Raw genomic sequence first — 25,868 nt, forward strand, 5'->3', positions numbered from 1 at the left:
TTCGTCAGCGGTCGGCGGGCGGAGTCGAGGGGACGGGGTCGGCGGCGGCCTGCCGGGGTGGGGCGGCCGCGTCCTCGTCGTACGGCGGCTCGGCGTCGTCGTCACGGGCCCGGAGCGTGCCGCGCTGGAAACCGGCCAGGGAGGAGGCGGCCGCTTCCGCGGTGAAGTCGTCGGGGGAGCCGTCGTCGCCGGCGGGCGCGGACTCCTCGCGCAGTTCCTCCACCAGGCTGGTCTGCGGCACCCGGCGGGGGAGCGGGGCGAGACCGTCCCGGCGGGGGATGACCGCAGGGCCGGCGGAAGCGGCGGCGGGAACGGCGGACGCGGTGGCGGAGGCGGTCCGGGACTCGCTCGCGGACCCGGCGGTGCGTCCGGCGCGCTCCGGCGTCTCGGCTCCCTGCGACGCCGCGGCGCTGAGCGACACCTCGGCGTGCTCGGCGCCCACCGGGCTCCGCCCGTCGACCGAACCCGCTACGTCCACAGCACTCCGCCCGTCGTCCACCGGGCTCTGCCCGTTCTTCGCAGCGCCACCGGTCGTCTGGCCGCCGCCCGCCCCTCTCGGGCCGACGGGGGCGGCCAGGCCGTTCGCGCCGGCCATGTCCTTGGCGTCCCGCGTGTCCGGCGCACCGGCCTCGGGGATCTCCCGCACCACGATGTCGTGCGGTATCAGCACGATCGCCGTGGTCCCGCCGTACGGCGACGAGCGCAGGGTGACGGCGATGCCGTGCCGGCGGGCCAGCTGGGCGATCACGAACATGCCGAGCCGCAGGTCGTCGGCGAGCGCCACCACGTCGAACTGCGGGGGCACCGCGAGCTGTTCGTTGAAGGACGCGTAGTCCTCCTCCGACATGCCGAGGCCGCGGTCCTCGACCTCGACGGCCAGGCCCTTGGCGACGATCCCGGCCCGTACCGTGACGGGGCTCGGGGCGGGGGAGTACGCGGTCGCGTTGTCGATGAGCTCGGCGAGCAGATGGATGACGTCGGCCACCGCGGGCGGCGCGAGGTGCACCTCCTCCTCGGTGTGCACCTCCACCCGCTGGTACTCGGCGACCTCGCCGACCGCGCTGCGCAGGATGTCGATCAGCGCGACCGGCTCGGTCCAGCTGCGGCCGGGCCGTTCGCCGCTGACGATGACGAGGTTCTCCTCGTAGCGGCGCAACTGGCTGGCCGTGGAGTCCAGTTCGTACAGGCCCTTGAGGATGTCGGGGTCGGAGTGCTCGCGTTCCAGCGTGTCGAGCTTGCTCAGCTGGAGGTTGACCAGGTTCTGGCTCTGCCGCGCGATGCCCAGGATGATCTTCTGGAAGCCGCGCCGGGTGTCGGCGAGTTCGACCGCGGTGTGCACGGCCGTGCGCTGGGCGGTGTTGAACGCCCGGGCCACCTGGCCGAGTTCGTCGTGGCCGTAGTCCAGCGGGGTCGTCGCCGACTCCGGGTCGACCGTCTCGCCCCGCTCCAGCCGCGCCACCACGTCCGGCAGCCGTTCCTGCGCGAGGCTGACGGCGGCCCGGCGCAGACCGCGCAGCCGCCGGGACAGCGAGCGGGTGATCCGCCAGGACATGCCGACGCACACCAGCAGCGCGAGCAGCCCGCCGGCGCTCAGGATCCCCGCCTTGATCAGCAGCCCGTCCGCCTTGTCGGCACTGCGTTCGAGCAGACCCGTCGTCTGCTGCTGGATCAGGCTCGCGTACTGCTCGGACAGCTTGTCCATGGCGGCGTTCCACCGCTTCTGGGTGTCCGGCAGGGCGATCCGGTCCGCGTCGGCGCTGGAGTTCCGGGCCGCCAGCACCTGGTCCTCGATGGACTGGAGAGTCTGCCACTGCGGGCTCGCCAGGATCCGCTCGGTCTGTGTCTTGGCACTGCCGGTCACCTGGGGCACGACCTGGTCCTTGACCAGCCAGCGACGGGTGTTCACCAGCTCCGCGAACCGCACCCAGGCCTTGTCGTCCAGATGCCCGGACGGCCAGGCGAGCGTCAGCTGCGCGTCCTCCCGGGAGACCAGCTCCGCGGCGTGCTCCAGCCCGACCAGGGGACCGGCCTGCGAGGTGAGGTCGCCGTCGTCGACCTGGGAGAGCTCCTGGAAGGCGTGGATCTGGTCGTCGATGATCGAGGAGTACTGGTCCAGCGCCTGCTGGGGGGTGATGTCGGTCGGGTCGTCCACCTGGTCCCGGTAGTACTCCAGGCTGCCCACCGAGCCCAGCACCGAGTACAGCCGGTCCGAGATGCGGGAGGGCGCCTTCTCGATCGCGTCCGCCTGCCCGACCAGCTTCGCGACCGCCGCGTCGGTCTCCTCGCGCTGTGCGTCGAGGGCGGCCCGGGAACCGTGCGGCGAGGCCAGCCAGGCCGCCGACAGGCTGCGTTCCCGCTGGAGGGCGAGCGTCGTGTCGGTGCCCATGGCGCCGGTGGACCGGCTCAGCTCCGTCTGGTCACGCAGCCGAAGCCCCTCCGAGAACATCTGGATGGTCGTCACGCCCCACATGGCGGCAAGGGTGACGCTGGGCACCAGGGCCAGGAGGACCAGGGAGAGGCGTATGGAACCGAGACGGCGCCGGGCACCTGTCCGTCGAGACATCGTCGTCCTAGGGCGATCAGCGGGGAGCGAGGAACGGGGAGGCGGAAGGGTCGGGACGGGGGCGGGGGACGGGTGCGGGGGGGTGTTCGCGTGCCGGTTACGGCACATGGGATGCGCAGGATGTTATCCGTACAAGTGACCGCACGGGCCGGGCCTGACCGAATCTTTGGCGACACCATCACAGGACGTGCCCGGTCACCGGGTCCCGGCGGCGGCGAATCGTGCCACGGCGGACACGTTGGACCTGGTCACGAACGCCGGACCGGTGAGCACCGGAGCCGTCCCGCCGCCGCTGACGTTGCCGTTGGTCCGGTACAGCCACAGGGCGTCCACCGCGAGGTAGCCCTGGAGGTAGGGCTGTTGGTCCACGGCGAACTGCACGTCGCCGCCCCGGACCGCCTTGACCAGGTTCTTGTCGAGATCGAACGTGGCGACCTTGGCTCTGCTGCCGGCCTGTTCGACGGCCTTGACCGCGCTGAGCCCGTACTGGGCGCCCAGGGTGACGACCTCGTCGATGCTGGAGTCCTGCCGCAGCCGGGACGCGATCGTGGCGGTCACCGCGTTCATGTCGCTGCCGTCCACGTACAGGTTGTCGGTGTCGCCGTCGAACGTCTTCCGCACGCCGGCGCAGCGGGCCTCCAGCGCGACGTTGCCCCGCTCGTGCACCACGCACAGGGCGTGCTTGGCCCTGAATTCGTCCAGCTTGTCGCCGACGGCCCGGCCGGCGACGGACTCGTCCTGGCCGAAGTACTCCAGCAGGCCCGCCGGCCGCCAGGCGTCGATGCCGGAGTTGAGCCCGACGACGGGTATGCCGGCCGCCTTGGCCCGGGCGATCGGGCCCCGCATCGCCGCCGGCTTGGCCAGCGTGACCGCGATGCCGTCGACCTTGTCCCGGACCGCGTCCCGCACCAGCGCGGCCTGCGCGGTCGCGTCGGAGTCGCTGGCGTACGTCAGGTCGATGCCGTCCTTGGCTGCCGCCGCCTCGGCGCCCCTGCGCACCAGGTCCCAGAAGGCGTCGCCCTTGCCGCCGTGCGTGACCAGGGCGACCTTCATCCCGCCGCCCGGCCCGCCCACCGGGTCCGCGTCCGACCCGTCGTCACTCGCGCCGAGGACGGAGCAGCCGGCCACCAGCAGACACACGGCGGACACCAGGGCCGCGACACGGGTGAGTCTCGCGGAGGTGTGCGGCGGGGGAGGAGTGTTCATGAGGGGCGGACCTCGCTGTGCGGCCGAGCAAGAGCAGGGGGAGAGCAAGGCGGACCGCACCTGAGCACGGGCCGGATGACTCTCGCTGGCCCGGAGCCAACCGTGTGTGACCACTGGGCGTCAAGTGAGCAGCCACCTGCCGTGAGTTGATGCTGCCGCATCGTGATGATCTGTCCGACGGGCCGAACGGTCGAGGTCAGGCCCTGGTTTTCCGTACCGTCCGTGCGGTTCGGACGCCCTCGCGTCCGGCACGAAAAGGCCTTCCGAGGTGGCGCGGGGGCCCGCCTAGACTGGTGCGGCTCGCAGGACGACGGAGGCGACGGAAGGGACGGCGACGGTGGCGGCAGCCGGCAGTGGCTTCGAGGACCCGCCCGCCGACGTGCTCGCCCAGGCGGCCGCGGCCTTCGGGCTGCTGGCCTCGCCCGCCCGGCTGCACATCGTCTGGGCGCTGGCCCAGGGCGAGAGCGACGTGACCGGGCTCGCCGAGCGGGTCGGCGGCGCGCTGCCCGCGGTCAGCCAGCACCTCACCAAGCTGAAGCTGGCCGGACTCGTCCGCTCCCGCCGCGAGGGCCGCCGGCAGGTGTACTACGTCGACGACCCCGACATCGTCGACGTCGTACGGCTCATGGTGGGCCGGCTCACCGACCGCGCCGCACCGCCGCGCCGCCGCCTCCATGGCCTGTGAGACCGCCGGGGGCACCACCCTGGAGGTGCTGCGGCGGCTGGAGTCGGGGCCCCGGGGGCTGACCGAGACCGAGGCCGCGGCGAGGCTGGTCACCCGCGGCGAGAACACCCTGCCGCAGCGGCGTACGCCGTCCTGGCCCCGCCGGTGCGCGCACGCCCTGCGCGACCCCTTCACCGCCGTCCTGCTCTGCCTCGGCCTGGTCTCCGCCGCCGTCGCCTCCTGGGGCACCGCCGTGGTGATCCTCGCCCTGGTCGCGGTCAGCTGCGTGCTGCGCGCGAGCGGGGAGCACCGGGCCGACCGCTCCCTGGCCGCCCTGCGCGAACTGGTCGCCGGCACGGCCACGGTGCTGCGGCGCGACACCGCCCAGGAGTTGCCGCGTCCCCGCGAGGTGCCGGTCACCGACCTGGTCCCCGGCGACGTCCTGCGCCTCGGCCCCGGGGACCTCGTCCCGGCAGACGTACGACTGCTGCGCGCACGCGGCCTCACGGTGCACCAGGCGGCCCTCACCGGGGAGTCGGCGCCGGTGGACAAAAGGGTGGTGGAGGGGCCGGCCGGGTCCGGTGAGCCCGGCGACTCCCCGCTCTGTTTCCAGGGCAGTACCGTCGCCACGGGCACCGCCACTGCCGTCGTGGTCGCGACCGGGGACGGGACCCGGTTCGCCGCCGCTCACCGGCAGCCGGCCGCACGCCGGGAGGGCGGGACCTTCGACCGGTCCGTGCACGGCATCTCCTGGGTGCTGATCCGGTTCATGCTGCTGACGCCGCCCCTCGTGCTGATGGCGAACGCCGCGCTGCGCGGACGCGGTCTGGAGACACTGCCCTTCGCCGTCGCGGTCGCCGTCGGGCTGACGCCCGAGATGCTGCCGGTGATCGTCACCACCTGCCTGGCCCGGGGCGCCGCGCTGCTCGCCCGCACCCACGGCGTGATCGTCAAACGGCTGCCCGCGCTGCACGACCTGGGCGCGGTCGACGTGCTGTGCGTCGACAAGACCGGCACCCTCACCCAGGACCGGCCGGTCGTCGAACGGTCCCTCGACCCGGCCGGCCGGGACGACCCGGAGGTGCTGCGCTGGGCCGCCGTCGGCGCCTGGTGGACCCTCCAGCTCGCCGAACTGCCCGCGCCCGACGCCCTCGACGAGGCCCTGCTGGAGGCGGCCGGGCCGGTGGGCGAGGAGTACGACGGGGTGGACGCCGTGCCGTTCGACCCGGTGCGGCGTTTCTCGACGGCGGTGGTACGCGGCTCCCTCGGGCGCCACACCGTCGTCGTCACCGGAGCCGCCGAGGCCGTGGTGGAGCGCTGTACGACGGAGGCCGGCGAACGCGACCGGCTGCTGGCGCTCGCCGCCCGGGAGGCGGGCGCCGGGCTGCGGGTGCTGGCCGTCGCGACGGCGGACCGCCCGGCCGGTGCGTCCGGGCCCGGCGCACGGGGCCTGACCTTCCGGGGCCTGGTGACCTTCCGGGACGCCCTCGCCCCGACCGCCGCCGCGGCCCTGCGCGGCCTGGCCGACCGTGGCGTCACCGTGAAGGTCCTCACCGGCGACCACCCGGCCACCGCGGCCCGGGCCTGCCGGGAACTCGGCCTGGATCCGGGGGAGGTACGAACCGCCGCACAACTCGAGGACAACGAGGCCGCCGGTGAGGCGACCGTCGTCGCCCGCTGCACCCCTCAGGACAAGGCCCGTGTCGTCGCCGCCCTGCGCGCCGCCGGGCACACCGTCGGGTTCCTCGGCGACGGGGTGAACGACGTGGCCGCGCTGCGCGCCGCCGATGTCGGACTCGCGCCCCGCTCGGCCGTCGGCGTGGCACGGGAGAGCGCCGACGTCGTCCTCGCCGAGAAGGACCTCACCGCGATCGGCCACGCGATCACCGCAGGCCGGCACGCGAGCGGCAACATCGCCTCGTATCTGCGCGTCACGCTCTCCTCCAACCTGGGCAACGTCGTGGCCATGCTCGCCGCGGGCCTGCTGCTGCCCTTCCTGCCGATGCTCCCGGCCCAGGTGCTCGCCCAGAACCTGTGCTTCGACGCGGCCCAGCTCGCCTTCGCCCACGACCGTCCCGGCGCGGCGGCGCTGCGCGGTCCGGCCGTGCTGCGGTCGCGCTCCTTCCTCCGGTTTGTCACCGGCTTCGGCCTGCTCAACGCGGTCGCCGACCTCGCCACCTTCGCCGTCCTCGCCTTCGCGCTCGACGGCCCCGACGCCGTGGACGACGAAGCCGTCTTCCACTCCGCCTGGTTCACCGAGAACCTGCTCACCCAGGCCCTGGTGATGCTGCTCCTGCGCACCGGCCGGCGTGTCGAGGGCAGCCGTACGCCCGGCCCGGTCGCTCTCGCGGCGGCCGGCCTCGCCGCCGTCGGCCTGCTGCTGCCGCCGAGCCCCCTCGGCGCGGCCCTCGGCATGACGGCCCTGCCGACCGCGTACTACCTGCTGCCGGCCGTCGTCCTCGGCCTGTACGCGCTGGCCCTGACGGCGGCCCGGGCCCGGCACGCGCGGCGTCAGCCGTAGGTGAGGTTCGAGCAGGGGTTGTCGTCGGCGGACCGGGCGCCGTCGGCGACCTCGCTCGGCACGGCGGTGGGAGTCGGGGACGCGGAAGCGGACGCCGCCGGGGTGTTCGCGTACGACCGTCCCAGGACGACGCTGATCCCGCTGCGGGTCACGGGCTGGAGCTCGGCCCCGGGGAAGGCCGCCGCGACGGTCCGGGCCCGGTCCTGAAGGCCGGAGCCGTACTCGACCAGTGTCGTGGTGTGGTCCTGGGCGGAAGCCGTCGCCGTGCCCGTGACCGTGAAGCCGTCGGAGGTGAGAGCGGCGGCGGCGCGGGCGGCCAGGCCGGGGACGGCGGTGCCGTTGTAGACGGCGACGTCGATGCCCTCACCGGAGACCGGCGTGGGCGAGACGGGAGCTTCGGAGCCCGACGCCCCGGTCTTCTTCCCACCGGCGTCCTTGCCGTCGATCGTGCGGTCGGCCTTGAGCGCGGCCCACAGGGCGTCGGCGTCCGGCTGCACGATCGCCACCCGTGAACCCTCGTAGCGCCAGGGCAGGGTGACGAACTTCGTGTTGTGCAGGTCGATGTCCTTCAAGGTCATCGCGAAGGAGATGAGCTTGTCGGCGGAGCCGAGGCCGGGGTCGACGGTCAGCGACTTCGTGGCGGCGTCGGCCAGCGGCAGCAGCCGCGTCGGGGTGAGGCCCTTGCTCTTCACCTCTTTCAAAAGGCTCGCCACGAACGCCTGCTGGCGCTTGATCCGGCCGATGTCGGAACCGTCGCCGATGCCGTGCCGGATGCGGACGTAGTCCAGCGCCCTCTGGCCCGCGACGGTCTGCTCGCCCTTGTGGAAGAGCAGCTTGCCCGGGGCGGTGAGGTGCGGGTTGAGATCGTTCTCGTAGACGTCCTGCGGCAGGCACACCTTGACACCGCCCACCACGTCCGTCAGCCGCGCGAAGCCCTTGAAGTCGACGATGACGGTGTGGTCGACGCGCAGCCCGGTGAGCTGCTCGACCGTGTTCTGGGTGCAGGCGGGGTTGCCCTTGGCGGTCTGGCCGACCGAGTACGCGGTGTTGAACATCGTGTCCGGCTGGGCCTTCGTCCAGCTGCCGTCGGGCAGCCTGCACGGCGGGATGGTGACCAGGGTGTCGCGGGGGATGGACACGGCGATGGCATGCCGGTGGTCGGCGTAGACGTGCAGCAGGAACGCGGTGTCGGAGCGGCCCACGTCGTCCTTGTCGCCGCCGCCCAGGGCCTCGTTGCCGCCGGTGCGGGTGTCGGAGCCGATGACCAGGACGTTCTCGCCCTTGGACGAGCCGGCCTCGGGGCGGTTGTCGGAGAGGCCGCCGGAGCCGAAGGTGCTGATGTCGCCGTCCAGCTTCAGGTACAGCCAGCCGGCACCGGCCCCGGCGAGCACCAGCAGCGCCAGGCAGACGGCGAGACCGACCCGCATCCCACGGCCCCGCCGGCGACCGCGCCGCCGCCTGTGTTCCCGCGCTGCGGCCCTGTGCCGCGGCGGCTCCGTCCTCCGGCTGCTGGTGACCGTCATCGGCGTCTGCTTGCCTCTCGCCCGGGGGTTGTACAGTTGCGCAATGTAGCAACTGTCGACGAGTGGGAGGGCATGACGTGCTGCGCAACGGACTGGAGCCCTGGCATCTGCTGATGGTGGCGATCGTCGTGATCGTCCTGTTCGGCTCGAAGAAGCTGCCCGACACCGCGCGTTCGCTCGGCCGCTCGATGCGGATCCTCAAGAGCGAGGCGAGGGCGCTGAAGGAGGAGGGTGCCGCGGACCCGGCCTCCGGTGATCCGGCCGGGCCCGCCGCGCAGCCCGTCAGCCCGTCAGGACCGGCAGCGACCGATGGCCGTGGGAGATGAACGAGTCCACCGGCCGCAGCTCGTCCGCCGGTACGGCGAGGGCGAGACCGGGGAACCGTTCGAAGAGGGCGGGCAGGGCCACGCGCGCCTCCAGCCGGCCGAGCGGGGCGCCCAGGCAGTGGTGGACGCCGTATCCGAAGGCCAGATGATCCTTCACGGCCCGGGTGACGTCGAAGGTGCCGGCGTCCGGGCCGTGCTGGCGCGGGTCGCGTCCGGCGGCGGCGTACGCGGCGAGGATCGCCTCGCCCTTGCGGATCACCTTGCCGTCCGGGCCGCCCAGTTCACCGAGGGGCAGGTCCTCGACGGCGTACCGCAGCGGCAGGCTGGCCACCGGTGCCTCGGCCCGCAGGGTCTCCTCGATCACGTCGTCCCAGGAGGCGCGACCGCCGCGGACGTGCGCGAGCTGGTCGGGGTGGGTGAGCAGCGCGTGGACGGCGTTGTCGAGCAGGTTGACCGTCGTCTCGTGGCCGGCGCCGATCAGCAGCAGCAGTGTGTCGAGCAGCTCCTGCTCGCTGAGCCGCGTGCCGCTCTCCTCCTCGCGGGCCGCGATCAGCGCGCTGGTCAGGTCGTCCCCGGGCGCCGCCCGCTTGGCGGCGACGAGCTCACCGAGGACGGCGTAGAACCGGGCGTAGATGTCGGCGACCTCGGCCGCGTCGGCCGAGGTGTGGAAGACGCCGTCCACCACGGCGCGCAGCTCGGGGCCCAACTCCTCGGGTAATCCGAGCAGTTCGCCGACGACCTGGATGGGCAGCGGATAGCAGAACTCCTCCCGCAGATCGACCGTGTGGCCGTCCGCCCCACCGCCCGCCCCGGCCTTGGCGACCCGGTCGAGCAGCGCCGCGGTGATCTCCTCGATCCGCGGCCGCAGCGCGGCGGTGCGGCGGGCGGTACGCCTTGGAGACGAGGGCACGCAGCCGTTTGTGCTCGGTGCCGTAGGCCGTGAACATGTTCCGCACCGCGACCCAGGTGTACAGCGGCCAGTCCGGTGCGACCTCGCCGTCGATCCAGCGTTGCCAGTGTCGGCGCGGGTCCTTCGACACCCGTGGGTCGGTGAGCAGCCGCTTCAGCAGCGGGGCGCTGCTGACGGCCCAGGCCGGGACACCGTGGAGGAGTTCGACAGGGGTGACGCATCCGCGCTCGCGGATCCGGGCGGCCTCGCCGTGGATGTCGCGGCCGGTCGGGTCGATCACTATCGGGTGTGTGAACTCCATGGGACTCTCTCCCTGGGCCGGCGGCGGTTCGCATGACACGCGGACGCCTCGTGGGCGGTGCGCGACACGTCCAGCCAAGTGGCCGCGGCCGGGCGGCGCCAGAGGGCGGAGAATCACTGGCCGATTCAGGCGGTCTGGCCGGCCTCCCGCTCCACGGACTGCGCCACCGCCTTGGCGACCCGCGCCTGCTGCCTGCGCTGCCGCCGGCTGATGCGCGGCTCCTGGTCCGGCAGCCACCCGAAGGTGAGGCAGCTGCCGACCACGCCCAGGAGCAGGCCCACGAAGAAGCCGCCCAGGTTCGAGGTCACCCAGGTCCCCAGGGAGACCAGCACCCCGATGACCGAGTAGAACAGGCGCTGGGAGGGGTTGAAGAGGATCAGCACGCCGCACAGCAGCATCACGGCCGGGAGCAGATAGCCGGCCAGACCCTGCATGCCGACGTGCAGGATGACGTCCAGCGACGCCTTCAGAGTGAGCAGGACCTCCGCCCCGCCCAGGGCGAGCAGCAGCCCGCCCCAGAAGGGGCGGCCCGCCCGCCACCGGCGGAAGGCGGGCCGGATCTTCCCGCGTGGGCCGCCGGGCATCAGCAGCCCGACCCGCTGAAGCCCAGTTTCAGCCCCGGCAGCTTGAACACACCGGCCGTGGTTGCGTAGTTGGTCTGCCGCAGGTTGGCGATGCGTACGGTGTCGGACTGCTGGCTGAAGACGCCTATCGGCCCGCGGCCCAGGTCCCCGGCCTTGTTGAGCTTGCTGGCGTCGTTGCCGATCTCGATGTTGGTGAAGGCCGCGTCGCCCGAGAGCTGCGTGGAGTCGGTGGTCAGGTCGCTGGCCCGGACCTTCTTTGCGCCTTCGCCCGCCCTGATGATCAGGTTCGTGCCGCCCAGGTCCACGCTCTGGCACAGCTTGGTGAGGGTCGCGTCCTTGATCACGGACGTGACGACCAGCACCTGACCGCCGGTGTCACCCGCGTTGGGGCTGCCCTCGGCCATCTCGCGCAGACCGCCGAACTGTGCGAAGCCCTTGCCCTTCAGTTCGGTGGCGGTGACCGTGAAGGGCATACCGGAGATGGCGAACTGCACGCCCAGCGCCCCCTGGGCGGTGAGGATCGCGAAGCCGGCGGCGACCGCGGCGGCCGGCACCGCCATCACCGCGGCCCGGCGTGCCCGGACCCGCCCTCGCCGCGCGGGAACGTCGCCGACGTCCGCGGCGGCGGGGCCTTCCGGTCTTTCGGGGGTGTGCTCGGCGGAGGAGGTCATGTCTGCTCCAGGTGCGTGTCGGTGCGGCTCGGACTTCGGTGGCACGTTGTCCTGGCGCGGACATCGACCGCGTACGCACGTCTCCCCGCAACTCCCGGCGGTTGCAAGGGCTTTCTCGTTGCGCCGCAGTGGCCGACTCGGAAGTTACCGGGGGTTACATGAAGGGTCAAGGGAAGTGTGAACAAAGAGTGTGGGATGTGCGCCGCATGTGAGTCATCGTCCTTCGGGAAGTCGCAGAGAACGCACAACTCCCTTGTGAGACCTTGACGTTGACTGACGCCCAGGTCTACAACTCTCCTCGTCTCACCGGATCCGTGGCGCCGGATCCGCCGCGCGGCACCGTCCGCGTGTCCCGGACCGCTCGTCCCGTACGGGCAGCTCGCCGCCCGGTGCGTCCGCACGGGCTTTCCACTGCCCGAGTCCGACTCTCCACGGCACCGGCACGGGCCCTTCCCTTCTTGAGTGCCGTGCCACCAGCCACCCCCGGCCCCGGCCCGGCCGGAGGCCCGTCCCCGTGCGTGCCTCCGGCCGGTCACCGGTCTGCCGTTGCCGGTCCGTCACGTACGGAGAAGGCGTAACGGGCCGGCGACGGCGGACGCCGAACCGCGTCCCCGGCACCCTCACCCCGCTTCAGAGAAGAGGTACACCCGCATGCGTACGCGCACCCTCCTCACCCTCACCGCCGCCATGGCCGCCCTGGGCCTCACCGCCCCCGCCTCCGCGGCCGACACCCCCGTCCTGACCACCACCGACGGCGCGGCCGTCGCGGTCGGCGACGTCCTCGACGCGTCCCTGGCGAGCGGCACCGCCGCCACCTTCTACTCCAGCGCGACCGGCACCAGCGGCATCTCCTGCACCAAGTCGGCGTTCGCGGCCACCGTCACCGACAACCCGGCCGCGCCCGGCACCGCCACCGAGTCCCTGACCTCGCACAGCTTCGACACCAGCGGCTGCACCGCCAACGTCGTCGGAGTGCTCGGCGTCAGCGGCATCACCGTCGACAACCTGCCCTACACCACCAGCGTGTCCTCGGACGGCACCGTCTCCGTGACCCCGGGCGCGGGCTCCGCCATCCAGTCCACGGTCAAGCTGCGCACCCTGCTCGGCACCATCAACTGCGTCTACCAGGCCCCCAGCCTGACCGGCAAGGCGAGCAACGCCGACAACAGCATCTCCTTCACCAACCAGCAGTTCACGAAGACGTCCGGCTCGTCGCTGTGCTTCGCCAACGCCTTCTTCACCGCCAAGTACTCGCCGGTGACCAAGGCAGGAGTCGCCGTCAACGTCAACTGACGGCTGAGGAGCGTCGGTTCAGCGCCGACGCGGCCGTACCGCCAGGGCGGCGCCGCCGGTGAGCACCAGCACCGCCGCGGCGCCGCCCGCCGGCACGGGCTGCTCCGGGCCATTTGCGCCCAACTGCCCCCCATAGAGGGTGGGTTTCCGGCTGGATCGAGGGTTTCCCCCGTATCCCGATGACCTTCCCTTTGCCTATCGTTCCAGCACAGCTGACCCACAGGTAACCCCGAACGGGTCCGCTCCCCACACGCCCTGGCCGGCCATCGCGTCGCTTTTCGAAGCAACCCCCCTCCGCTTCAGCGACGAAGCGCATCCACCGCCGCTCCGCCCAGCCCGGAGTCCGGCCACGAAAGGCAACGACCGTGCGTACCTCACCAGAACTCAGACGGAAGCTGATATCCGTCGCCGCAGTCTCCGCCGCCCTGCTGACCGCCGCCCCCGCCTCGGTCGCCGTCGCCCAGGAGACCGCTCCCCGGCCCGCCCCCGTTCCGGCCGCCCAGACCGAGGCAGCCCCCGGCACCCCGGCCGAGCGGCTCATCGTCGGCTACAAGTCCGGCGCCACCGAGGCCAAGTCCGACAAGGCCGCCGCCGCCGACGCCGCGGCCAAGGCCGAGAAGACCGGCGAGGACGTCGACTTCCAGCGCCGCCTCGGCACCGGCGCCGCCCTCGTCGACCTGGGCACGAACCCGGCCCGGGCGGACGTCGCGGACGTCGTCGCCCAGTACCGGGCCGACCCGCAGGTCGCCTACGTCGTGCCGGACCGCCTGAACAAGCCGACGGCCACCCCGAACGACACCGACTACGGCAAGCAGTGGGACCTGTTCGAGTCCACCGCGGGCATGAACGTCCCGGCCGCCTGGGACGCCACCACCGGCACCGGCGTCACCGTCGCCGTCATCGACACCGGCTACGTCACCCACTCCGACCTGGCCGCGAACATCGTCGGCGGCTACGACTTCATCTCCGACACCGCCGTCTCCGTCGACGGCAACGGCCGTGACAGCAACCCGGCCGACCCGGGCGACTGGAACAACGCGGGCGAGTGCGGCCCGGGATTCCCAGCGTCCAACTCCTCCTGGCACGGCACCCACGTGGCCGGCACCATCGCCGCCGCCACCAACAACGGCAAGGGCATCGCCGGTATCGCGTACGGCGCCAAGATCTCCCCGGTCCGCGTCCTCGGCAAGTGCGGCGGCTACGACTCCGACATCATCGACGCCATCACCTGGGCGTCCGGCGGCAGCGTCTCGGGCGTGCCCGCCAACACCAACGTCGCCAAGGTCATCAACATGAGCCTCGGCGGGGGCGGCGCCTGCTCCAGCGCGACCCAGAGCGCCATCAACGGCGCCGTGAACCGCGGCACCTCGGTCGTCGTCGCGGCCGGCAACGAGAACCAGAACGTCTCCAACGCCTCCCCGGCGAACTGCAACAACGTGATCACGGTCGCCGCGACCAACCGCGCGGGCAGCCGTGCCTCCTACTCCAACTACGGCTCGCTCGTCGACATCGCCGCCCCCGGCGGTGAGACCAGGACCTCCAAGGCCAACGGCATCCTGTCCACGCTGAACTCGGGCACCAAGACGCCGTCGAGCGAGAACTACGACTACTACCAGGGCACCAGCATGGCCACCCCGCACGTCGCGGGCCTCGCCGCCCTGATGAAGTCGGCCAACTCGGCCCTCACCCCCGCCCAGATCGAGTCGGCCATCAAGGCCAACGCCCGTGCGCTGCCCGGCACCTGCTCCGGCGGCTGCGGCGCGGGCCTCGCGGACGCCGCCAAGACGGTCCAGGCCGTCAAGGGTGGTACGTCCACCGGCACGACCTTCTCCAGCACCACCGCCGTCGCCATCCCGGACGCCGGCGCGGCGATCGAGTCGCCGATCAGCGTCACCGGCCGCAGCGGCAACGCCCCCTCGGCCCTCCAGGTCGGCGTCGACATCACCCACACCTACCGCGGCGACCTCGTCATCGACCTGATCGCACCGGACGGTTCGGCGTACCGTCTGAAGTCCGCCGCCTCCGACTCCGCCGACAACGTGAACACCACCTACACGGTGAACGCCTCCGGCGAGAGCGCCAACGGCACCTGGAAGCTGCGCGTCCAGGACACCGCGGCGCAGGACACCGGCAGGCTCAACGGCTGGAAGCTGACCTTCTGATCCATCTGATCCTTCTGAATCTCCTGGTCCTCCTTCTGTGAGGACGCTGAACGGGCAGCTCACGAGCGGGCGGGCCGGCCGGTGCGGATGGGGCACCGGCCGGCCCGTCTTTACGTCCGGCCGCACAACCCCCACAGTTAGATACCGAACGCGCTGTTTTCTTTCACCAGTTGCGATTGTTTTGCCGGATGTGCACCCGCACTCCGGCACACTGGTGTGGTGAAGGCCGTCTGAGGGTGAGTTATCGTGTACGGGGGGTAAAAACAAACGGCATGACCCGTTCATTTCTGTCCCGGGAGAGTTCAGTCGATGGCGAGGCAGTTGCGAGCCGAGCAGACCCGCTCGACGATCATCACGGCCGCCGCTGACCTGTTCGACCGTCGCGGCTACGAATCGACCAGTCTCAGCGACATCGTGGAGCACGCTCAGGTCACCAAGGGCGCCCTGTACTTCCACTTCGCGGCGAAGGAGGACCTCGCCCACGCGATCCTCGAACTCCAGTCGCACACCGCTCGCCGACTGGCGACGGAGACCGACCATCGTGGCCACACATCCCTGGAGGCGCTGATGCGCCTCACGTTCGGCATCACCCGCATGTCCGTCGAGGACCCGGTCCTCAGGGCCGGCCTGCGGCTCGCCACCGGTGGGATCCGGCCCCGTCCGCCGCTGAGCCATCCGTTCACGGAGTGGCTGGACATCGTCACGGCCCGGCTCGTCGGCGCGGTCAAGGAGTCCGACGTCCACCCGGACATCGATATCGATGTCGTGGCCCACTCCCTGGTCTGTTTCTTCGTCGGCACCCGGGTGGTGGGCCGCTCCCGCGAGCCCGTCACACGCCAGCCCCGCCGGACGGCCGAGATGTGGAACATACTCATCCGCGGCCTGGTCCCGGTGACCCGCCGCGCCCGCTACCTGAGCCTCGCGGCCCGCCTGGAACGCGAACTGTCACCGGTCTGACGCCCTCGGGCGGGACGATCCGCCCCGGGTGCGCCGGTGCTCCGACCAGGCCGGCCGGGACCTGGCGCCCGCGCGCTACGGTGAGCCGCATGCCCGACACCCCATCCGCACCCGTGCTCCTCGGCGACCAGCCGGGCTCCTTCCCCCACAGCGTGCTCGCCGAGCGGCACCCGGCCATCATCCGGCAGGTGCGCGAGGCCTTCCCGTACGAACCCGGGCAGCACCGCGCGCTCGACGAACTGCTGGCGAACTGCACCAAGGGCGAGATCGAACCGCTCCCCGTCGACGCGCACGACCGCGACCTCTGGGAGACCTGGGGGCTGCGCGAGTACGCCGGCCGGTCCTGGTTCGACGTGCCGTGGCTCTGGTCCGAGAGCTGGTTCTACCGCCGACTGCTCCAGGCCGTCGGCTACTTCGGCCCCGGCCCCTGGCAGGGCATCGACCCCTTCCGCCCCTCCAAACTGGCCGAACTCGACTCCCCTGAGACCGACGAGGAACTGGCCGCGCTCGACGACCTCGCAAGCCTGCCCGCCGGCGAACAGGCACAGGCCCTGCTGCACGGTTCCCTCTGGGGCAACCGCGCCGACCTCGGCTTCCGTCTCTCCGCCGAGGGCGCACGGACCGCCGACGCCGCCCCCGGACTGGTCGCCGACGACAGCGACCGCCTGTGGGCCCTGCTCGGCGACTCCGGCACGGGCACCCTGTGCCTGGTCGCCGACAACGCGGGCCGCGAACTCGTCCCCGACCTGCTCCTCATCGCCCATCTCCTGGCCCACGGGCGCATCGGGCGGGCCGTCCTGCACGTCAAGCCCTACCCGTACTACGTCTCCGACGCCACCACCGCCGACGTCGTCGACGCACTGCGCCGCCTGGCCGGTGCCGGGGGAGCGGCCGCCGAGTACGGACAGCGTCTGTGGTCCGCCTTGGCCGACGGCCGCCTCACCCTCCGCGCCCATCCCTTCTCCTGCGCCCCGCTGCCGTACGAGCAGATGCCCGCCGACCTGCGCGCCGACTTCACCTCGGCCACGCTCACCGTCGTCAAGGGCGACCTCAACTACCGCCGTCTGGTGGGCGACCGGCTCTGGGCCCCGACCACGCCGTTCCCGGACGTCACCGCGTACTTCCCCGGCCCGGTCGCCGCCCTGCGCACCCTGAAGTCCGACGTGATCACCGGCCTCGACGCCCGCACCGAGGCCGAACTGGTCGCGGCGGAGGACCAGCGCTGGCGCACCAGCGGCACGCACGCGCTGATCCAGGTGAGCACCTCCGGGTAGGTCAGATCACCTTCACGTCCTGCCACACCAGCCGGTGGTCCGACGTCGGAACCGTCGAGCCGTCCCCCACCAGCCGGTACAACGGGTCGCCGGGCGTCGGCCAGAACACGCCGTTCGCGGCCGGTATCAGGCCCCGGGACGGGATGACGTGGTCGACGCGCAGGTTGCCGGGCGCGGTGTCGCCGAAGTCGGCGGTGTCGTACGCCGGGTCACCGATGTGCGAGGCGTTCGCGCCGCCCTGGAGCCGGGCCGCCTCCACCCCGCCCCTGCTCGCCGGCGGTGTGGCAGGCGGGTTCACCGCCGGGTGCTCCAACAGCTGCCGTACGGCGTGGTCGTAGCTGTCGCCGTCGTACGGATCGGCGTTGAGGTCTCCCGCGATCACGAACCGCGCCCCGGGCCGCAGTCCGCCGCGCCGGCCCCGGTCGTCGTACAGGTACGCGCCGCGCCGGCGTGTGCCGATGTAGTCGGCCCACAGGCGTATCTCGTCGTGGTTGCGCCGGCCGTTGCGGTCCTCGGGGCCGTCGAAGGTGGGCGGGGTCGGGTGCGACACCAGGAAGTGCACGGTGTCCCGGCCGATCCGCACGGGCACGTCCCAGTGGCTCTTGGAGGACAGTCGCAGGATCGCCCGGGCCTCGTCGCTGTAGTAGCCCTCCGGCATGACGTTGCCCGGCATGTCCTTCCACAGGAAGTGCTGGAAGGTGCGCACCGCGCGCGTGTCGATCGGGTACTTGGACAGCACGACCATGCCGTACTGGCCGGGGAACCAGCCGTACCCGTAGGCGTCCTGCCCGTAGGCGTCCGAACCGGGCGTCGTCACGGCCCCGTTCTTCCCGTCCAGGTCCACTCCCGTGGCGACGCCCGTGTTCACGGGCCCGGTGAAGCGGTACGGATAGCGGACCGCGCGTGCGCCGCGCTGCCCCACCGCCAGGTAGTTGCGCAGGAACAGGCGGACCGCCGCTCCCTCGTCGTCGTAGTCGAACTCGTTGATCAGCAGCACGTCCGGGTCGACCCGCTGGATCGTCTCGGCGGCGTTGCCCGCCTGGGCGTTGTCCGGGGTGGACAGGTCCCGGACGAGGGCGCCCTGCGCGGAGCGGTTCAGGGAGGCGTTGAACGTGGCGAACCGCACGGTGCGCCCGTGCCGTTCGGACGCCGAGGCGTTCAGGGCGGTCGCACCGGCCAGCGCCGCCCCCGCGAGCGAGGTGAGCGCGGCCCGGCGCGGCAGGACTCGGGGCTGCTTCATGGTGGACTCCGGTGAACGAGAGGGACGTGAACTGCCAGGGTGCGGACGCAAGTCTGCGCGCGTAGAGGTGAACGCCACAAGGTCCGGCGAGAACTCCCGCATTCATTCCCGATTCACGCGATGGTGTGATCATGTCCGGTCCTGCGGATGCCGCCGCGAGGCGCCGGGTAGGGCCCGGCCATGACGCAGCCGTTCGAACTCCCGTACTTCTACATGCCGCATCCCGCGCGGCTGAACCCTCATCTCGACGAGGCCCGCGCCCATTCGACCGAGTGGGCGCGCGAGATGGGCATGCTGGAGGGATCCGGCATCTGGGAGCAGGCCGACCTCGACGCGCACGACTACGGCCTGCTGTGCGCCTACACCCACCCCGACTGCGACGGCCCCGACCTCTCCCTCATCACCGACTGGTACGTGTGGGTCTTCTTCTTCGACGACCACTTCCTGGAGATGTACAAGCGCAGCCAGGACCGCGTCGCCGGCAAGGCCCACCTGGACCGGCTGCCCCTCTTCATGCCGCTGGACCTCTCGACTCCCGTACCGGAGCCGGAGAACCCGGTCGAGGCGGGCCTCGCCGACCTGTGGGCGCGCACGGTGCCGAAGATGTCGCAGGACTGGCGCCGCCGCTTCGCCGAGGCGACCGAGCACCTGCTGAACGAGTCCCTGTGGGAACTGTCCAACATCAACGAGGGGCGGATCGCCAACCCCGTCGAGTACATCGAGATGCGCCGCAAGGTGGGCGGCGCCCCCTGGTCGGCGGGCCTCGTGGAGTACGCGACCGCCGAAGTGCCCGCGTCCGTGGCGCGGTCCAGGCCGCTCAGGGTGCTGATGGAGACGTTCTCCGACGCCGTGCACCTGCGCAACGACCTGTTCTCCTACCAGCGAGAGGTCGAGGACGAGGGCGAGAACAGCAACGGCGTGCTCGTCGTGGAGACCTTCTTCGGCTGCACCACGCAGGAGGCCGCGGACACCGTCAACGACGTCCTCACGTCCCGCCTCCACCAGTTCGAGCACACGGCGTTCACCGAAGTGCCCGCGGTGGCCCTGGAGAACAGCCTCACTCCCGGCGAGGTCGCGGCCGTGGCGGCGTACACCAAGGGACTCCAGGACTGGCAGTCCGGCGGCCACGAGTGGCATCTGCGCTCCAGCCGCTACATGAACGAGAACGCGCGCGGCGGCAAGCCGTGGCCGGGGTGCAGCGGCATGGGCACCTCCGCCGCCGACGTGCGCGCCCTGCTCGCCGCGGCCGGAGCCGAGCGGCTGCGCGCCTACACGCACGTGCCGTACCAGAAGGTCGGGCCGTCCCGGATCCCCGACATCCGCATGCCGTTCCCGCTTCAGCTCAGCCCGCATCTCGACGGCGCCCGCCGGAACCTGACCGACTGGGTCAACCGCATGGGCATCCTCGGCGAGGGCGTCTGGGACGCGGACAAACTCCGGGCCTACGACCTCCCGCTCTGCTCGGCGGGCCTCGACCCGGACGCCACGCCCGAGGCCCTCGACCTCAGCGCGCAGTGGCTCGCCTGGGGCACCTACGGCGACGACTACTACCCGCTGGTCTACGGCCACCGCCGCGACCTGGCCGCCGCCCGGCTGACCACGGCACGCCTGTCCGACTGCATGCCGGTCGCCGGCGAGGCGCCGCCGGCCCCCGCCAACGCCATGGAGCGCGGCCTTCTCGACCTGTGGCTGCGCACCACCGCGGACATGACGCCCGAGGCGCGGCGCACCCTGAAGGACGCGATCAACGCCATGACCGAGAGCTGGGTGTGGGAACTGTCCAACCAGCTCCAGAACCGCGTCCCCGACCCGGTCGACTACCTGGAGATGCGCCGCGCGACCTTCGGCTCCGACCTCACCCTGAGCCTGTGCCGGATGGGCCACGGCCCGGCCGTCCCGCCCGAGATCTACCGCAGCGGCCCGGTCCGCTCCCTGGAGAACGCCGCGATCGACTTCGCGTGCCTGACCAACGATGTCTTCTCGTACCAGAAGGAGATCGAGTACGAGGGCGAGATGCACAACGCGATCCTCGTCGTGCAGTCCTTCTTCGGCTGCGACTACCCGACCGCCCTCGGCATCGTGCACGACCTGATGAGCCAGCGCATGCGGCAGTTCGAGCACGTGGTCGAGCACGAACTGCCCGTCCTGTACGAGGATTTCCAGCTCACGGACGAGGGCCGCGCCGTCATGCAGGAGTACGTCACGGATCTTCAGAACTGGATGGCGGGCATCCTCAACTGGCACCGCGAGGTGGACCGCTACAAGGCCGACTGGCTGGCCCGGCGTGCCCACGGCTTCCTCCCGGACCGGCCACCCGCCCTGCCCGTGCCCGCTCTCGGCTGAGCGGAACTTTCCGGCCAGATCAGCTCGGAACGGGACATCGGGGAACCCCCGGCAGTGCGCCGGGGGTCTTTCTGGACGAGGGGAACAGACAACGCACCACACGGGGGTTATCACCTTGACCGACATCATCGACAAACCTGCCGACATCACTCAGAGCACGTGAAGAACCCGGAGACGGGCAAGCCGGTCTCACAGGCCTTCACCGGCCCGTACACCACGGTCAACGGCCGGATCTGGCCGTACGCCGACGTGGCTGCCGGCTGGTACCGGTTCCGTCTGGTCAACGCCTCCAACGCGCGTATCTACGACCTCGTCCTCGTCGACGAGGACGACAACCCGGTCCCGGGTGTCCTGCACCAGATCGGCAGCGACGGGGGGCTGCTGCCGCGTCCCGTACCGGTCGACTTCGACGAGACGCTGCCGACGCTGACCGCGGCCCCGGCCGAGCGCTTCGACCTGCTGGCCGACTTCCGGGGGCTCGCGGGCCGGACGCTGCGCCTGGTCAACAAGGGCCGCAACCAGCCGCCGGGTGTGCCGGACCCGGCGGGTGACGTGCCGTATCCGGCGGTCATGGAGTTCCGGATCGGGGAGACCTGCGAGCCCGAGACGTTCGAGCTGCCCACGGTGCTCTCCGGCTCCTTCCGCCGCCTCACCCACGACATCGGGCACGACCACCGTCTGGTCGTCCTCACCCCGCCCGCCACGAAGGGCGCCGGCGGCCACCCCGAGATGTGGGAGATGGTGGAGGTCAAGCACCCGGGCGGCATCCAGGTCCCCACCGACGGCGTCATCCAGATCACCGGCCCGGACAACAGGACCAGGACGTACCGGCGCACGGCCCGGACGTTCAACGACGCCCTCGGCTACACCATCCCCGAGGGCAGCCACGAGCAGTGGAGCTTCCTCAACCTCGCGCCCATCGTCCATCCCATGCACATCCACCTGGCCGACTTCCAGCTCCTGGGCCGCGACGCCTACGACGTGTCGGGCTTCGACCCGGCGGTGGGCGGCACCCGCACGCCGATCCGCTACGGCGCCGGCACCTCCATCCCGCTCGCGCCCAACGAGCTCGGCTGGAAGGACGTCTTCCGGGTGCCCGGGGACCAGATGCTGCGCGTCATGGGGAAGTTCGACGGCGCGCACGGCCGGTTCATGTACCACTGCCATCTGCTGGAGCACGAGGACATGGGCATGATGCGGCCCTTCGTCGTGATGCCTGAGCAGGTGCTGAAGTTCGACCACGGCGGTGCCCACGGCGGCCACGGGGAGGGCCACACGGGCTGACCGGCCCCGCGACCACGGCTCGCACCGCACCCGGCACGCCGGGTGCGGTGCGAGCCGTGCCGTCGTTCCCGGCCTCCCCGGCGGCACGCACGCCCCCCCGCCGACGCCCGATCAGTCTCACTCGTTCGTGGCTCATCGCGCGCCGGAGAGCCGGGTAGAGCACCAGCCGTGATCCTTCCGTATCCGACGGAGGCGATCCGCACCATTCGGAGGCGAGCCATGGAACAGACCGCGCTGCGACCCAAGCCGATGCCGGGTCAGGAGCCCGACGGGGCGGTGTCGGCGACGGGGTCCGGCCCTTCCCGGCCCCGCCCGCACGCCGCCCGGCGCCGCGGGAGGCGGCTGCTCAACGTGCTGTTCGCCGGGTTCGTCGGCGCGGTCCTGGTCCTGTCCGGGATCAGCCTCGGGGCGATGGCCGCCACGGTGATCGGCAAGGACGGAGTCATCGATCCGCGCGGGCGGCACACGCCGTCGCCGCCCAGCCCCTCGCCGTCCGCCGCCGTGTCCGTGCCCGCCGCCGTGACCCTCGGCGTGCAGGTCATGGACGCCGGGAAGCCGGGGGCCCTGGTCGTCGGGCTCCACGTCCCCGGGCCGGCCCAGGAGGCGGGCCTGGTGCGCGGCGACCTGCTCCTCGTCTTCGGCAAGACCCGCATCGACACGGCCGCCGACCTGGCCAGGGCCGTCGCCCGCGCCCGCCCCGGCGCCAAGGTGAAACTGACGGTGCGGCACCGCAGCGGCGGCTACCAGCAGCTGACGGTCGTACCGGCTGTCGTCACGTGAATCACGTCGTCATGCGCACCACCTCGCACGTGCGCCACGGCGTCACGTGACCACCCGGAAGTGGGTCGTCAGCCGCCCCGTGTCGTCCAGGACGTGGAAGGCGATCCCGGGCGGCGCGTCCCGGTCGGCGACCTGCTCGCCCTCCCAGGGCAGCCGCAGCGTCCACGTCACACCGGGGCCGACCACCAGCGGCCGCCCCGCGAACGAGGTCGCGGCGGGGGTGTGCGCGTGGCCGGTGATCAGCCCGGCGATCTCGGGCCGGCGGTCCAGCAGGCCGGACAGCCGGCCGGACTCCCGCAACTGGCAGGAGTCGGGCAGCGGGTGGTGCAGCGCCACCGGCGGGTGGTGGAAGGCGAGCAGGGCCGGAAGGCCGCCGTCGAGTTCGTCGAGGGTCGTCCCGATCCAGTCGTAGGTCTCCTCGTCCAGCTCCCCGGCGTCGCTGCCGGGGATGCTGGAGTCGCACATCAGCACGGCACCGTCGTCGAAGACCTGCACGCTGTTGACGGGCCCCTGCGCCCCCGGCAGGCCCAGCAGCGCCTTGCGGTAGGGCGCGCGGCTGTCGTGGTTGCCCGGGCAGGTCAGTACGGGGAACGGGGCGTCGCCGTCGCGCAGCCCCAGGATGCGGGCGGCCTCCTCGTACTCCGGCTCCGTGCCGTGGTCCGCGATGTCCCCGGTCACCAGCAGCGCGTCCACGTTCCCCGGCCGCTCCCACAGCCGGTCGCGCACCCGCTCGGCGCGCTCCGTCGCTCGCGTGCTCCCGTCCAGATGCAGATCGCTGATGTGTGCCAGTACGAGCACGGTCGTACGCCCCCCTCGATCGAACGGCTAATGGATGCCGAGCATCTAAGCATTACGTCTAATGCCTGAGCAATCCTCTGCCATTAATGACGATGCTCGAGTGAAGTGCGCAGACGGCTCGCGCTGCCCCCTCCGGCCGGGCAGGATGCTGCCCGTAGCCCCTTCGTCCGTCCCTGGGAGGCCCCTTTGACCGGAAGTACGGCCGCGTCCTTCACCGCCGACGACTACAGGGCCCGTATGGAGCGCGCCGCGCGGACGGCCGCCGAGGCCGGTCTCGCGGGCCTGCTGGTGGCTCCTGGGCCGGACCTGGTGTGGCTCACCGGCTACGCGCCCCCGGCGGTCACCGAACGGCTCACCCTGCTGGTCCTCGCCGCCGGACAGGACCCCGTCCTCGTCGTCCCCGCGCTGGAGGCCCCGGACGCGCAGAAGGCGGCCGGCGCGCCCGCCCTGACCCTGCGCGACTGGACCGACGGCAAGGACCCCTACGCCGCCACCGCCGCCCTGCTCGACGCCTCGGGCCGGTTCGGCATCAGCGACAACGCCTGGGCCCTGCACCTGCTGGCGTTGCAGCAGGCCGTGCCCGGCAGCTCCTACACCTCGCTCACCGAGGCCCTGCCGATGCTGCGCGCCGTCAAGGACGCGGCGGAGCTGGAGCTCATGACGGCCGCGGGAGCCGCCGCCGACGCGACGTTCGAGGAGATCCGGAACGTTCCCTTCGCCGGCCGCCGGGAATCGGAGGTGGCCGCCGACCTCGACCGGCTCCTGCGCCGGCACGGGCACGAGACGGTCGACTTCACCATCGTCGCCTCCGGCCCGAACGGCGCCAATCCGCACCACGAGGCTGGCGACCGCGTCATCGAACGCGGCGACATGGTCGTCCTCGACTTCGGCGGCCTGAAGGACGGCTACGGCTCCGACACCTCCCGCACGGTCCACGTCGGCGAACCCACCGACGCCGAGCGCCGCGTGCACGACATCGTGCGCGAGGCCCAGGAGGCGGGGTTCCGCGCTGTGCGGCCGGGCGCCGCCTGCCAGGACGTCGACCGGGCCGCCCGCGCGGTCATCGCCGACGCCGGCTACGGCGAGTACTTCATCCACCGCACCGGACACGGCATCGGCGTCACCACCCACGAACCGCCGTACATGATCGAGGGCGAGGAGCGGCCCCTCGTGCCCGGCATGTGCTTCTCCGTGGAACCCGGCATCTATCTGCCCGGCCGGTTCGGCGTGCGCATCGAGGACATCGTGACCGTCACCGAGGACGGCGGACGGCGACTTAACACCACCTCCCGCGAGCTGGTCATAGTGGAGTGACGCCACCGATGTCCCCCACACGCCTCCCGAACGGCAACGGCGCGACCATGACCCAGGCACCGACACCCACCGCGGACACCGTCCGCCGACTGGTCCGTTCCCTGCTCAAGGACGGCAAGGACGGCAAGGACGGCAAGGGCGGCAGGGCCGGCCGGGGCGGCGAGGAGACCGCGCGGGACAGCGGCCCCGACGTCCGGCCGGCCACCGAGGGCGCCGAACCCGCCACCTGGTGGGTCGGCACCCGCCACGTGCTGCGCCTCGCCCCCGACCGCGAGGCCACCGTGCGCCAGCGCCGCGAACTGCGCCTGCGCGACCTCCTCCGCCCGCACGTCCCGGTGGCGGTGCCGGTCAGCGTGGCGCACGGCGAGTGGGCGCCCGGCCTGACCTACACGCTGGACACCAAGGTGCCCGGCGGCTCGGGCGAGGAGCACGACGTGTCCGCCGTCGGAGAGGCCGACCTCGCCGGACTGCTCACGGGGCTGCGCGAGGTGCCCGTCCGGCAGGCCGAGACCCTCGGTGTGCCGCGTGCCGCGCCGCGCTCCCTGGAGGGGCTGCGCCGCGCCGCCGTACGCGCCGCCGAACGCCTCGCCGGCACCGACGAGTTCGACGCCGCCCGCCTGAACCAGCTCACGGCGCCCGCCGCGGCCCAGCTCGCCGCCCAGTCCGGCTCGGCGGTCCTCACCCACCACGCGCTCACGGGCGGCCATCTCGTGGTCAGCGCCGACGGACGGGTGCGCGGCGTCCTCGGCTGGGCCGACGCGGTCGTCGGCGACCCGGCCGAGGACATCGCGGGCCTCGCGCTCGCCGTCGGCTCACCCGCCGCCGTACGCGCCGCCACCCTCGCCGGCTACGGCGCCCGCCCCTGCCTGCGCGGCCTGTGGCTCGCCCGCTGCGACACGGTCGTCCACCTCGCCGGGGCCCTCACGAGCCGGGACGCGGGCCGGCTCAGCCTGCTGCGCACGCAGGTGCGCCGGGCCTGGGAGCCGATCCTGCTGGAACGGGTGACGGACCTGCGGGACACGGACGACGCCCTCTAAGGGCTGTCCCGTAACTGCTGGTCACGGATGAGATGATCTTGCTGTGTCTGGTGTGATCACGGCGTCGGAGCCCTCCTGGATAGCCCCGTTCACCGGGCTGAGCCCGCGCCAGTTCGG

General features: G+C 72.2%; 18 protein-coding genes and 2 pseudogenes. 12 read left to right on the forward strand and 8 right to left on the reverse strand.

The annotated features are described in order from the left end of the window. Window positions 1-4: 4 nt before the first annotated feature. Both ACIBNA_RS31615 and ACIBNA_RS31620 read right to left on the reverse strand, forming a co-directional pair. Window positions 5-2,563, reverse strand: coding sequence for a nitrate- and nitrite sensing domain-containing protein (locus tag ACIBNA_RS31615; RefSeq protein ID WP_399168599.1), 2,559 nt, complete (start codon window positions 2,561-2,563; stop codon window positions 5-7). 195 nt (window positions 2,564-2,758) lie between these two features. Further along, the gene (locus tag ACIBNA_RS31620) at window positions 2,759-3,769 is read right to left on the reverse strand and encodes a substrate-binding domain-containing protein (RefSeq protein ID WP_399168600.1); all 1,011 of its coding nucleotides are present in this window, start codon (window positions 3,767-3,769) and stop codon (window positions 2,759-2,761) included. A gap of 337 nt (window positions 3,770-4,106) precedes the next feature. On the opposite strand from ACIBNA_RS31620, the gene ACIBNA_RS31625 reads away from it, so the two are divergent. Continuing rightward, window positions 4,107-4,454 (forward strand): metalloregulator ArsR/SmtB family transcription factor, encoded by a 348-nt coding sequence (locus ACIBNA_RS31625; protein ID WP_059418163.1) that lies wholly within the window; start codon window positions 4,107-4,109, stop codon window positions 4,452-4,454. Next, window positions 4,444-6,954, forward strand: a complete 2,511-nt coding sequence (mgtA, locus tag ACIBNA_RS31630) for a magnesium-translocating P-type ATPase (protein ID WP_399168601.1) — start codon at window positions 4,444-4,446, stop codon at window positions 6,952-6,954. The genes ACIBNA_RS31625 and mgtA overlap by 11 nt, the downstream gene beginning before the upstream one ends. On the opposite strand, the gene ACIBNA_RS31635 is transcribed toward mgtA, so the two are convergent. Then, window positions 6,945-8,477 (reverse strand): LCP family protein, encoded by a 1,533-nt coding sequence (locus ACIBNA_RS31635; protein ID WP_399168602.1) that lies wholly within the window; start codon window positions 8,475-8,477, stop codon window positions 6,945-6,947. The genes mgtA and ACIBNA_RS31635 overlap by 10 nt on opposite strands. A gap of 77 nt (window positions 8,478-8,554) precedes the next feature. Between ACIBNA_RS31635 and tatA the strand changes: the two genes are divergently transcribed. Beyond that, window positions 8,555-8,803 carry a Sec-independent protein translocase subunit TatA gene (gene tatA / locus ACIBNA_RS31640; protein WP_399168603.1) on the forward strand — a complete coding sequence of 83 codons (249 nt, stop codon included), beginning with the start codon at window positions 8,555-8,557 and terminating at the stop codon, window positions 8,801-8,803. Here tatA and ACIBNA_RS31645 read toward each other — a convergent pair. The 3 genes and pseudogenes from ACIBNA_RS31645 to ACIBNA_RS31655 form a co-directional block, all read right to left on the reverse strand. Next, a pseudogene (locus ACIBNA_RS31645) lies at window positions 8,760-10,014 on the reverse strand (cytochrome P450). The gene tatA and the pseudogene ACIBNA_RS31645 overlap by 44 nt on opposite strands. A 125-nt stretch (window positions 10,015-10,139) precedes the next feature. Beyond that, the gene (locus tag ACIBNA_RS31650) at window positions 10,140-10,598 is read right to left on the reverse strand and encodes a DUF6114 domain-containing protein (RefSeq protein WP_399168604.1); all 459 of its coding nucleotides are present in this window, start codon (window positions 10,596-10,598) and stop codon (window positions 10,140-10,142) included. Then, a complete protein-coding gene (locus ACIBNA_RS31655) occupies window positions 10,598-11,269 on the reverse strand; it encodes a DUF6230 family protein (RefSeq protein WP_399168605.1) in 672 nt (223 codons plus the stop codon). Before ACIBNA_RS31655 ends, ACIBNA_RS31650 begins: the two co-directional genes overlap by 1 nt. A gap of 651 nt (window positions 11,270-11,920) precedes the next feature. Between ACIBNA_RS31655 and ACIBNA_RS31660 the strand changes: the two genes are divergently transcribed. From ACIBNA_RS31660 to ACIBNA_RS31675, 4 genes are all read left to right on the forward strand, one after another. After that, window positions 11,921-12,562 (forward strand): Tat pathway signal sequence domain protein, encoded by a 642-nt coding sequence (locus ACIBNA_RS31660; RefSeq protein ID WP_399168606.1) that lies wholly within the window; start codon window positions 11,921-11,923, stop codon window positions 12,560-12,562. Between the two features lie 365 nt (window positions 12,563-12,927). After that, the gene (locus tag ACIBNA_RS31665; RefSeq protein WP_399168607.1) at window positions 12,928-14,724 is read left to right on the forward strand and encodes a S8 family peptidase; all 1,797 of its coding nucleotides are present in this window, start codon (window positions 12,928-12,930) and stop codon (window positions 14,722-14,724) included. Window positions 14,725-15,033: 309 nt separating this feature from the next. Next, the gene (locus ACIBNA_RS31670; RefSeq protein WP_399168608.1) at window positions 15,034-15,681 is read left to right on the forward strand and encodes a ScbR family autoregulator-binding transcription factor; all 648 of its coding nucleotides are present in this window, start codon (window positions 15,034-15,036) and stop codon (window positions 15,679-15,681) included. An 89-nt stretch (window positions 15,682-15,770) separates the two neighbouring features. Next, on the forward strand, window positions 15,771-16,955 hold the full coding sequence (locus tag ACIBNA_RS31675) for a damage-control phosphatase ARMT1 family protein (RefSeq protein WP_399168609.1): 1,185 nt from the start codon (window positions 15,771-15,773) through the stop codon (window positions 16,953-16,955). A 1-nt stretch (window position 16,956) separates the two neighbouring features. Here ACIBNA_RS31675 and ACIBNA_RS31680 read toward each other — a convergent pair whose 3' ends face one another. Next, window positions 16,957-18,195 carry an endonuclease/exonuclease/phosphatase family protein gene (locus ACIBNA_RS31680; RefSeq protein ID WP_399168610.1) on the reverse strand — a complete coding sequence of 413 codons (1,239 nt, stop codon included), beginning with the start codon at window positions 18,193-18,195 and terminating at the stop codon, window positions 16,957-16,959. A 180-nt stretch (window positions 18,196-18,375) separates the two neighbouring features. Here ACIBNA_RS31680 and cyc2 point away from each other — a divergent pair, with 180 nt between their 5' ends. The 3 genes and pseudogenes from cyc2 (at window position 18,376) to ACIBNA_RS31695 (ending at window position 22,602) form a co-directional block, all read left to right on the forward strand. Continuing rightward, window positions 18,376-20,538, forward strand: coding sequence for a germacradienol/geosmin synthase Cyc2 (cyc2, locus tag ACIBNA_RS31685; protein ID WP_399168611.1), 2,163 nt, complete (start codon window positions 18,376-18,378; stop codon window positions 20,536-20,538). Between the two features lie 162 nt (window positions 20,539-20,700). Next, a pseudogene (locus ACIBNA_RS31690) lies at window positions 20,701-21,822 on the forward strand (multicopper oxidase domain-containing protein); the annotation flags it as partial. Between the two features lie 219 nt (window positions 21,823-22,041). Further along, on the forward strand, window positions 22,042-22,602 hold the full coding sequence (locus ACIBNA_RS31695; RefSeq protein WP_399168612.1) for a PDZ domain-containing protein: 561 nt from the start codon (window positions 22,042-22,044) through the stop codon (window positions 22,600-22,602). Window positions 22,603-22,644: 42 nt separating this feature from the next. On the opposite strand, the gene ACIBNA_RS31700 is transcribed toward ACIBNA_RS31695, so the two are convergent. Next, on the reverse strand, window positions 22,645-23,400 hold the full coding sequence (locus tag ACIBNA_RS31700; RefSeq protein ID WP_399168613.1) for a metallophosphoesterase: 756 nt from the start codon (window positions 23,398-23,400) through the stop codon (window positions 22,645-22,647). A gap of 186 nt (window positions 23,401-23,586) precedes the next feature. On the opposite strand from ACIBNA_RS31700, the gene ACIBNA_RS31705 reads away from it, so the two are divergent. Together ACIBNA_RS31705 and ACIBNA_RS31710 are read left to right on the forward strand one after the other, a co-directional pair. After that, entirely contained in the window at window positions 23,587-24,714 is a 1,128-nt protein-coding gene (locus ACIBNA_RS31705; RefSeq protein WP_399168614.1) for an aminopeptidase P family protein, read from the forward strand. A gap of 47 nt (window positions 24,715-24,761) precedes the next feature. Beyond that, entirely contained in the window at window positions 24,762-25,751 is a 990-nt protein-coding gene (locus ACIBNA_RS31710; protein WP_399168620.1) for an aminoglycoside phosphotransferase family protein, read from the forward strand. Window positions 25,752-25,868: the final 117 nt, after the last annotated feature.

The organism is Streptomyces sp. NPDC050164 (genome assembly GCF_044459945.1).
GTDB classification, from domain to species: domain Bacteria; phylum Actinomycetota; class Actinomycetes; order Streptomycetales; family Streptomycetaceae; genus Streptomyces; species Streptomyces coeruleorubidus_A.

Bases quoted from the DNA above. Each gene is read 5' to 3' on its own strand.
- ACIBNA_RS31615 (WP_399168599.1), bottom strand. From the start codon at position 2,563: ATGTCTCGACGGACAGGTGCCCGGCGCCGTCTCGGTTCCATACGCCTC.
- ACIBNA_RS31620 (WP_399168600.1), bottom strand. From the start codon at position 3,769: ATGAACACTCCTCCCCCGCCGCACACCTCCGCGAGACTCACCCGTGTC.
- mgtA (WP_399168601.1), top strand. From the start codon at position 4,444: ATGGCCTGTGAGACCGCCGGGGGCACCACCCTGGAGGTGCTGCGGCGG.
- ACIBNA_RS31635 (WP_399168602.1), bottom strand. From the start codon at position 8,477: ATGACGGTCACCAGCAGCCGGAGGACGGAGCCGCCGCGGCACAGGGCC.
- ACIBNA_RS31650 (WP_399168604.1), bottom strand. From the start codon at position 10,598: ATGCCCGGCGGCCCACGCGGGAAGATCCGGCCCGCCTTCCGCCGGTGG.
- ACIBNA_RS31655 (WP_399168605.1), bottom strand. From the start codon at position 11,269: ATGACCTCCTCCGCCGAGCACACCCCCGAAAGACCGGAAGGCCCCGCC.
- ACIBNA_RS31660 (WP_399168606.1), top strand. From the start codon at position 11,921: ATGCGTACGCGCACCCTCCTCACCCTCACCGCCGCCATGGCCGCCCTG.
- ACIBNA_RS31670 (WP_399168608.1), top strand. From the start codon at position 15,034: ATGGCGAGGCAGTTGCGAGCCGAGCAGACCCGCTCGACGATCATCACG.
- ACIBNA_RS31675 (WP_399168609.1), top strand. From the start codon at position 15,771: ATGCCCGACACCCCATCCGCACCCGTGCTCCTCGGCGACCAGCCGGGC.
- ACIBNA_RS31680 (WP_399168610.1), bottom strand. From the start codon at position 18,195: ATGAAGCAGCCCCGAGTCCTGCCGCGCCGGGCCGCGCTCACCTCGCTC.
- cyc2 (WP_399168611.1), top strand. From the start codon at position 18,376: ATGACGCAGCCGTTCGAACTCCCGTACTTCTACATGCCGCATCCCGCG.
- ACIBNA_RS31695 (WP_399168612.1), top strand. From the start codon at position 22,042: ATGGAACAGACCGCGCTGCGACCCAAGCCGATGCCGGGTCAGGAGCCC.
- ACIBNA_RS31710 (WP_399168620.1), top strand. From the start codon at position 24,762: ATGACCCAGGCACCGACACCCACCGCGGACACCGTCCGCCGACTGGTC.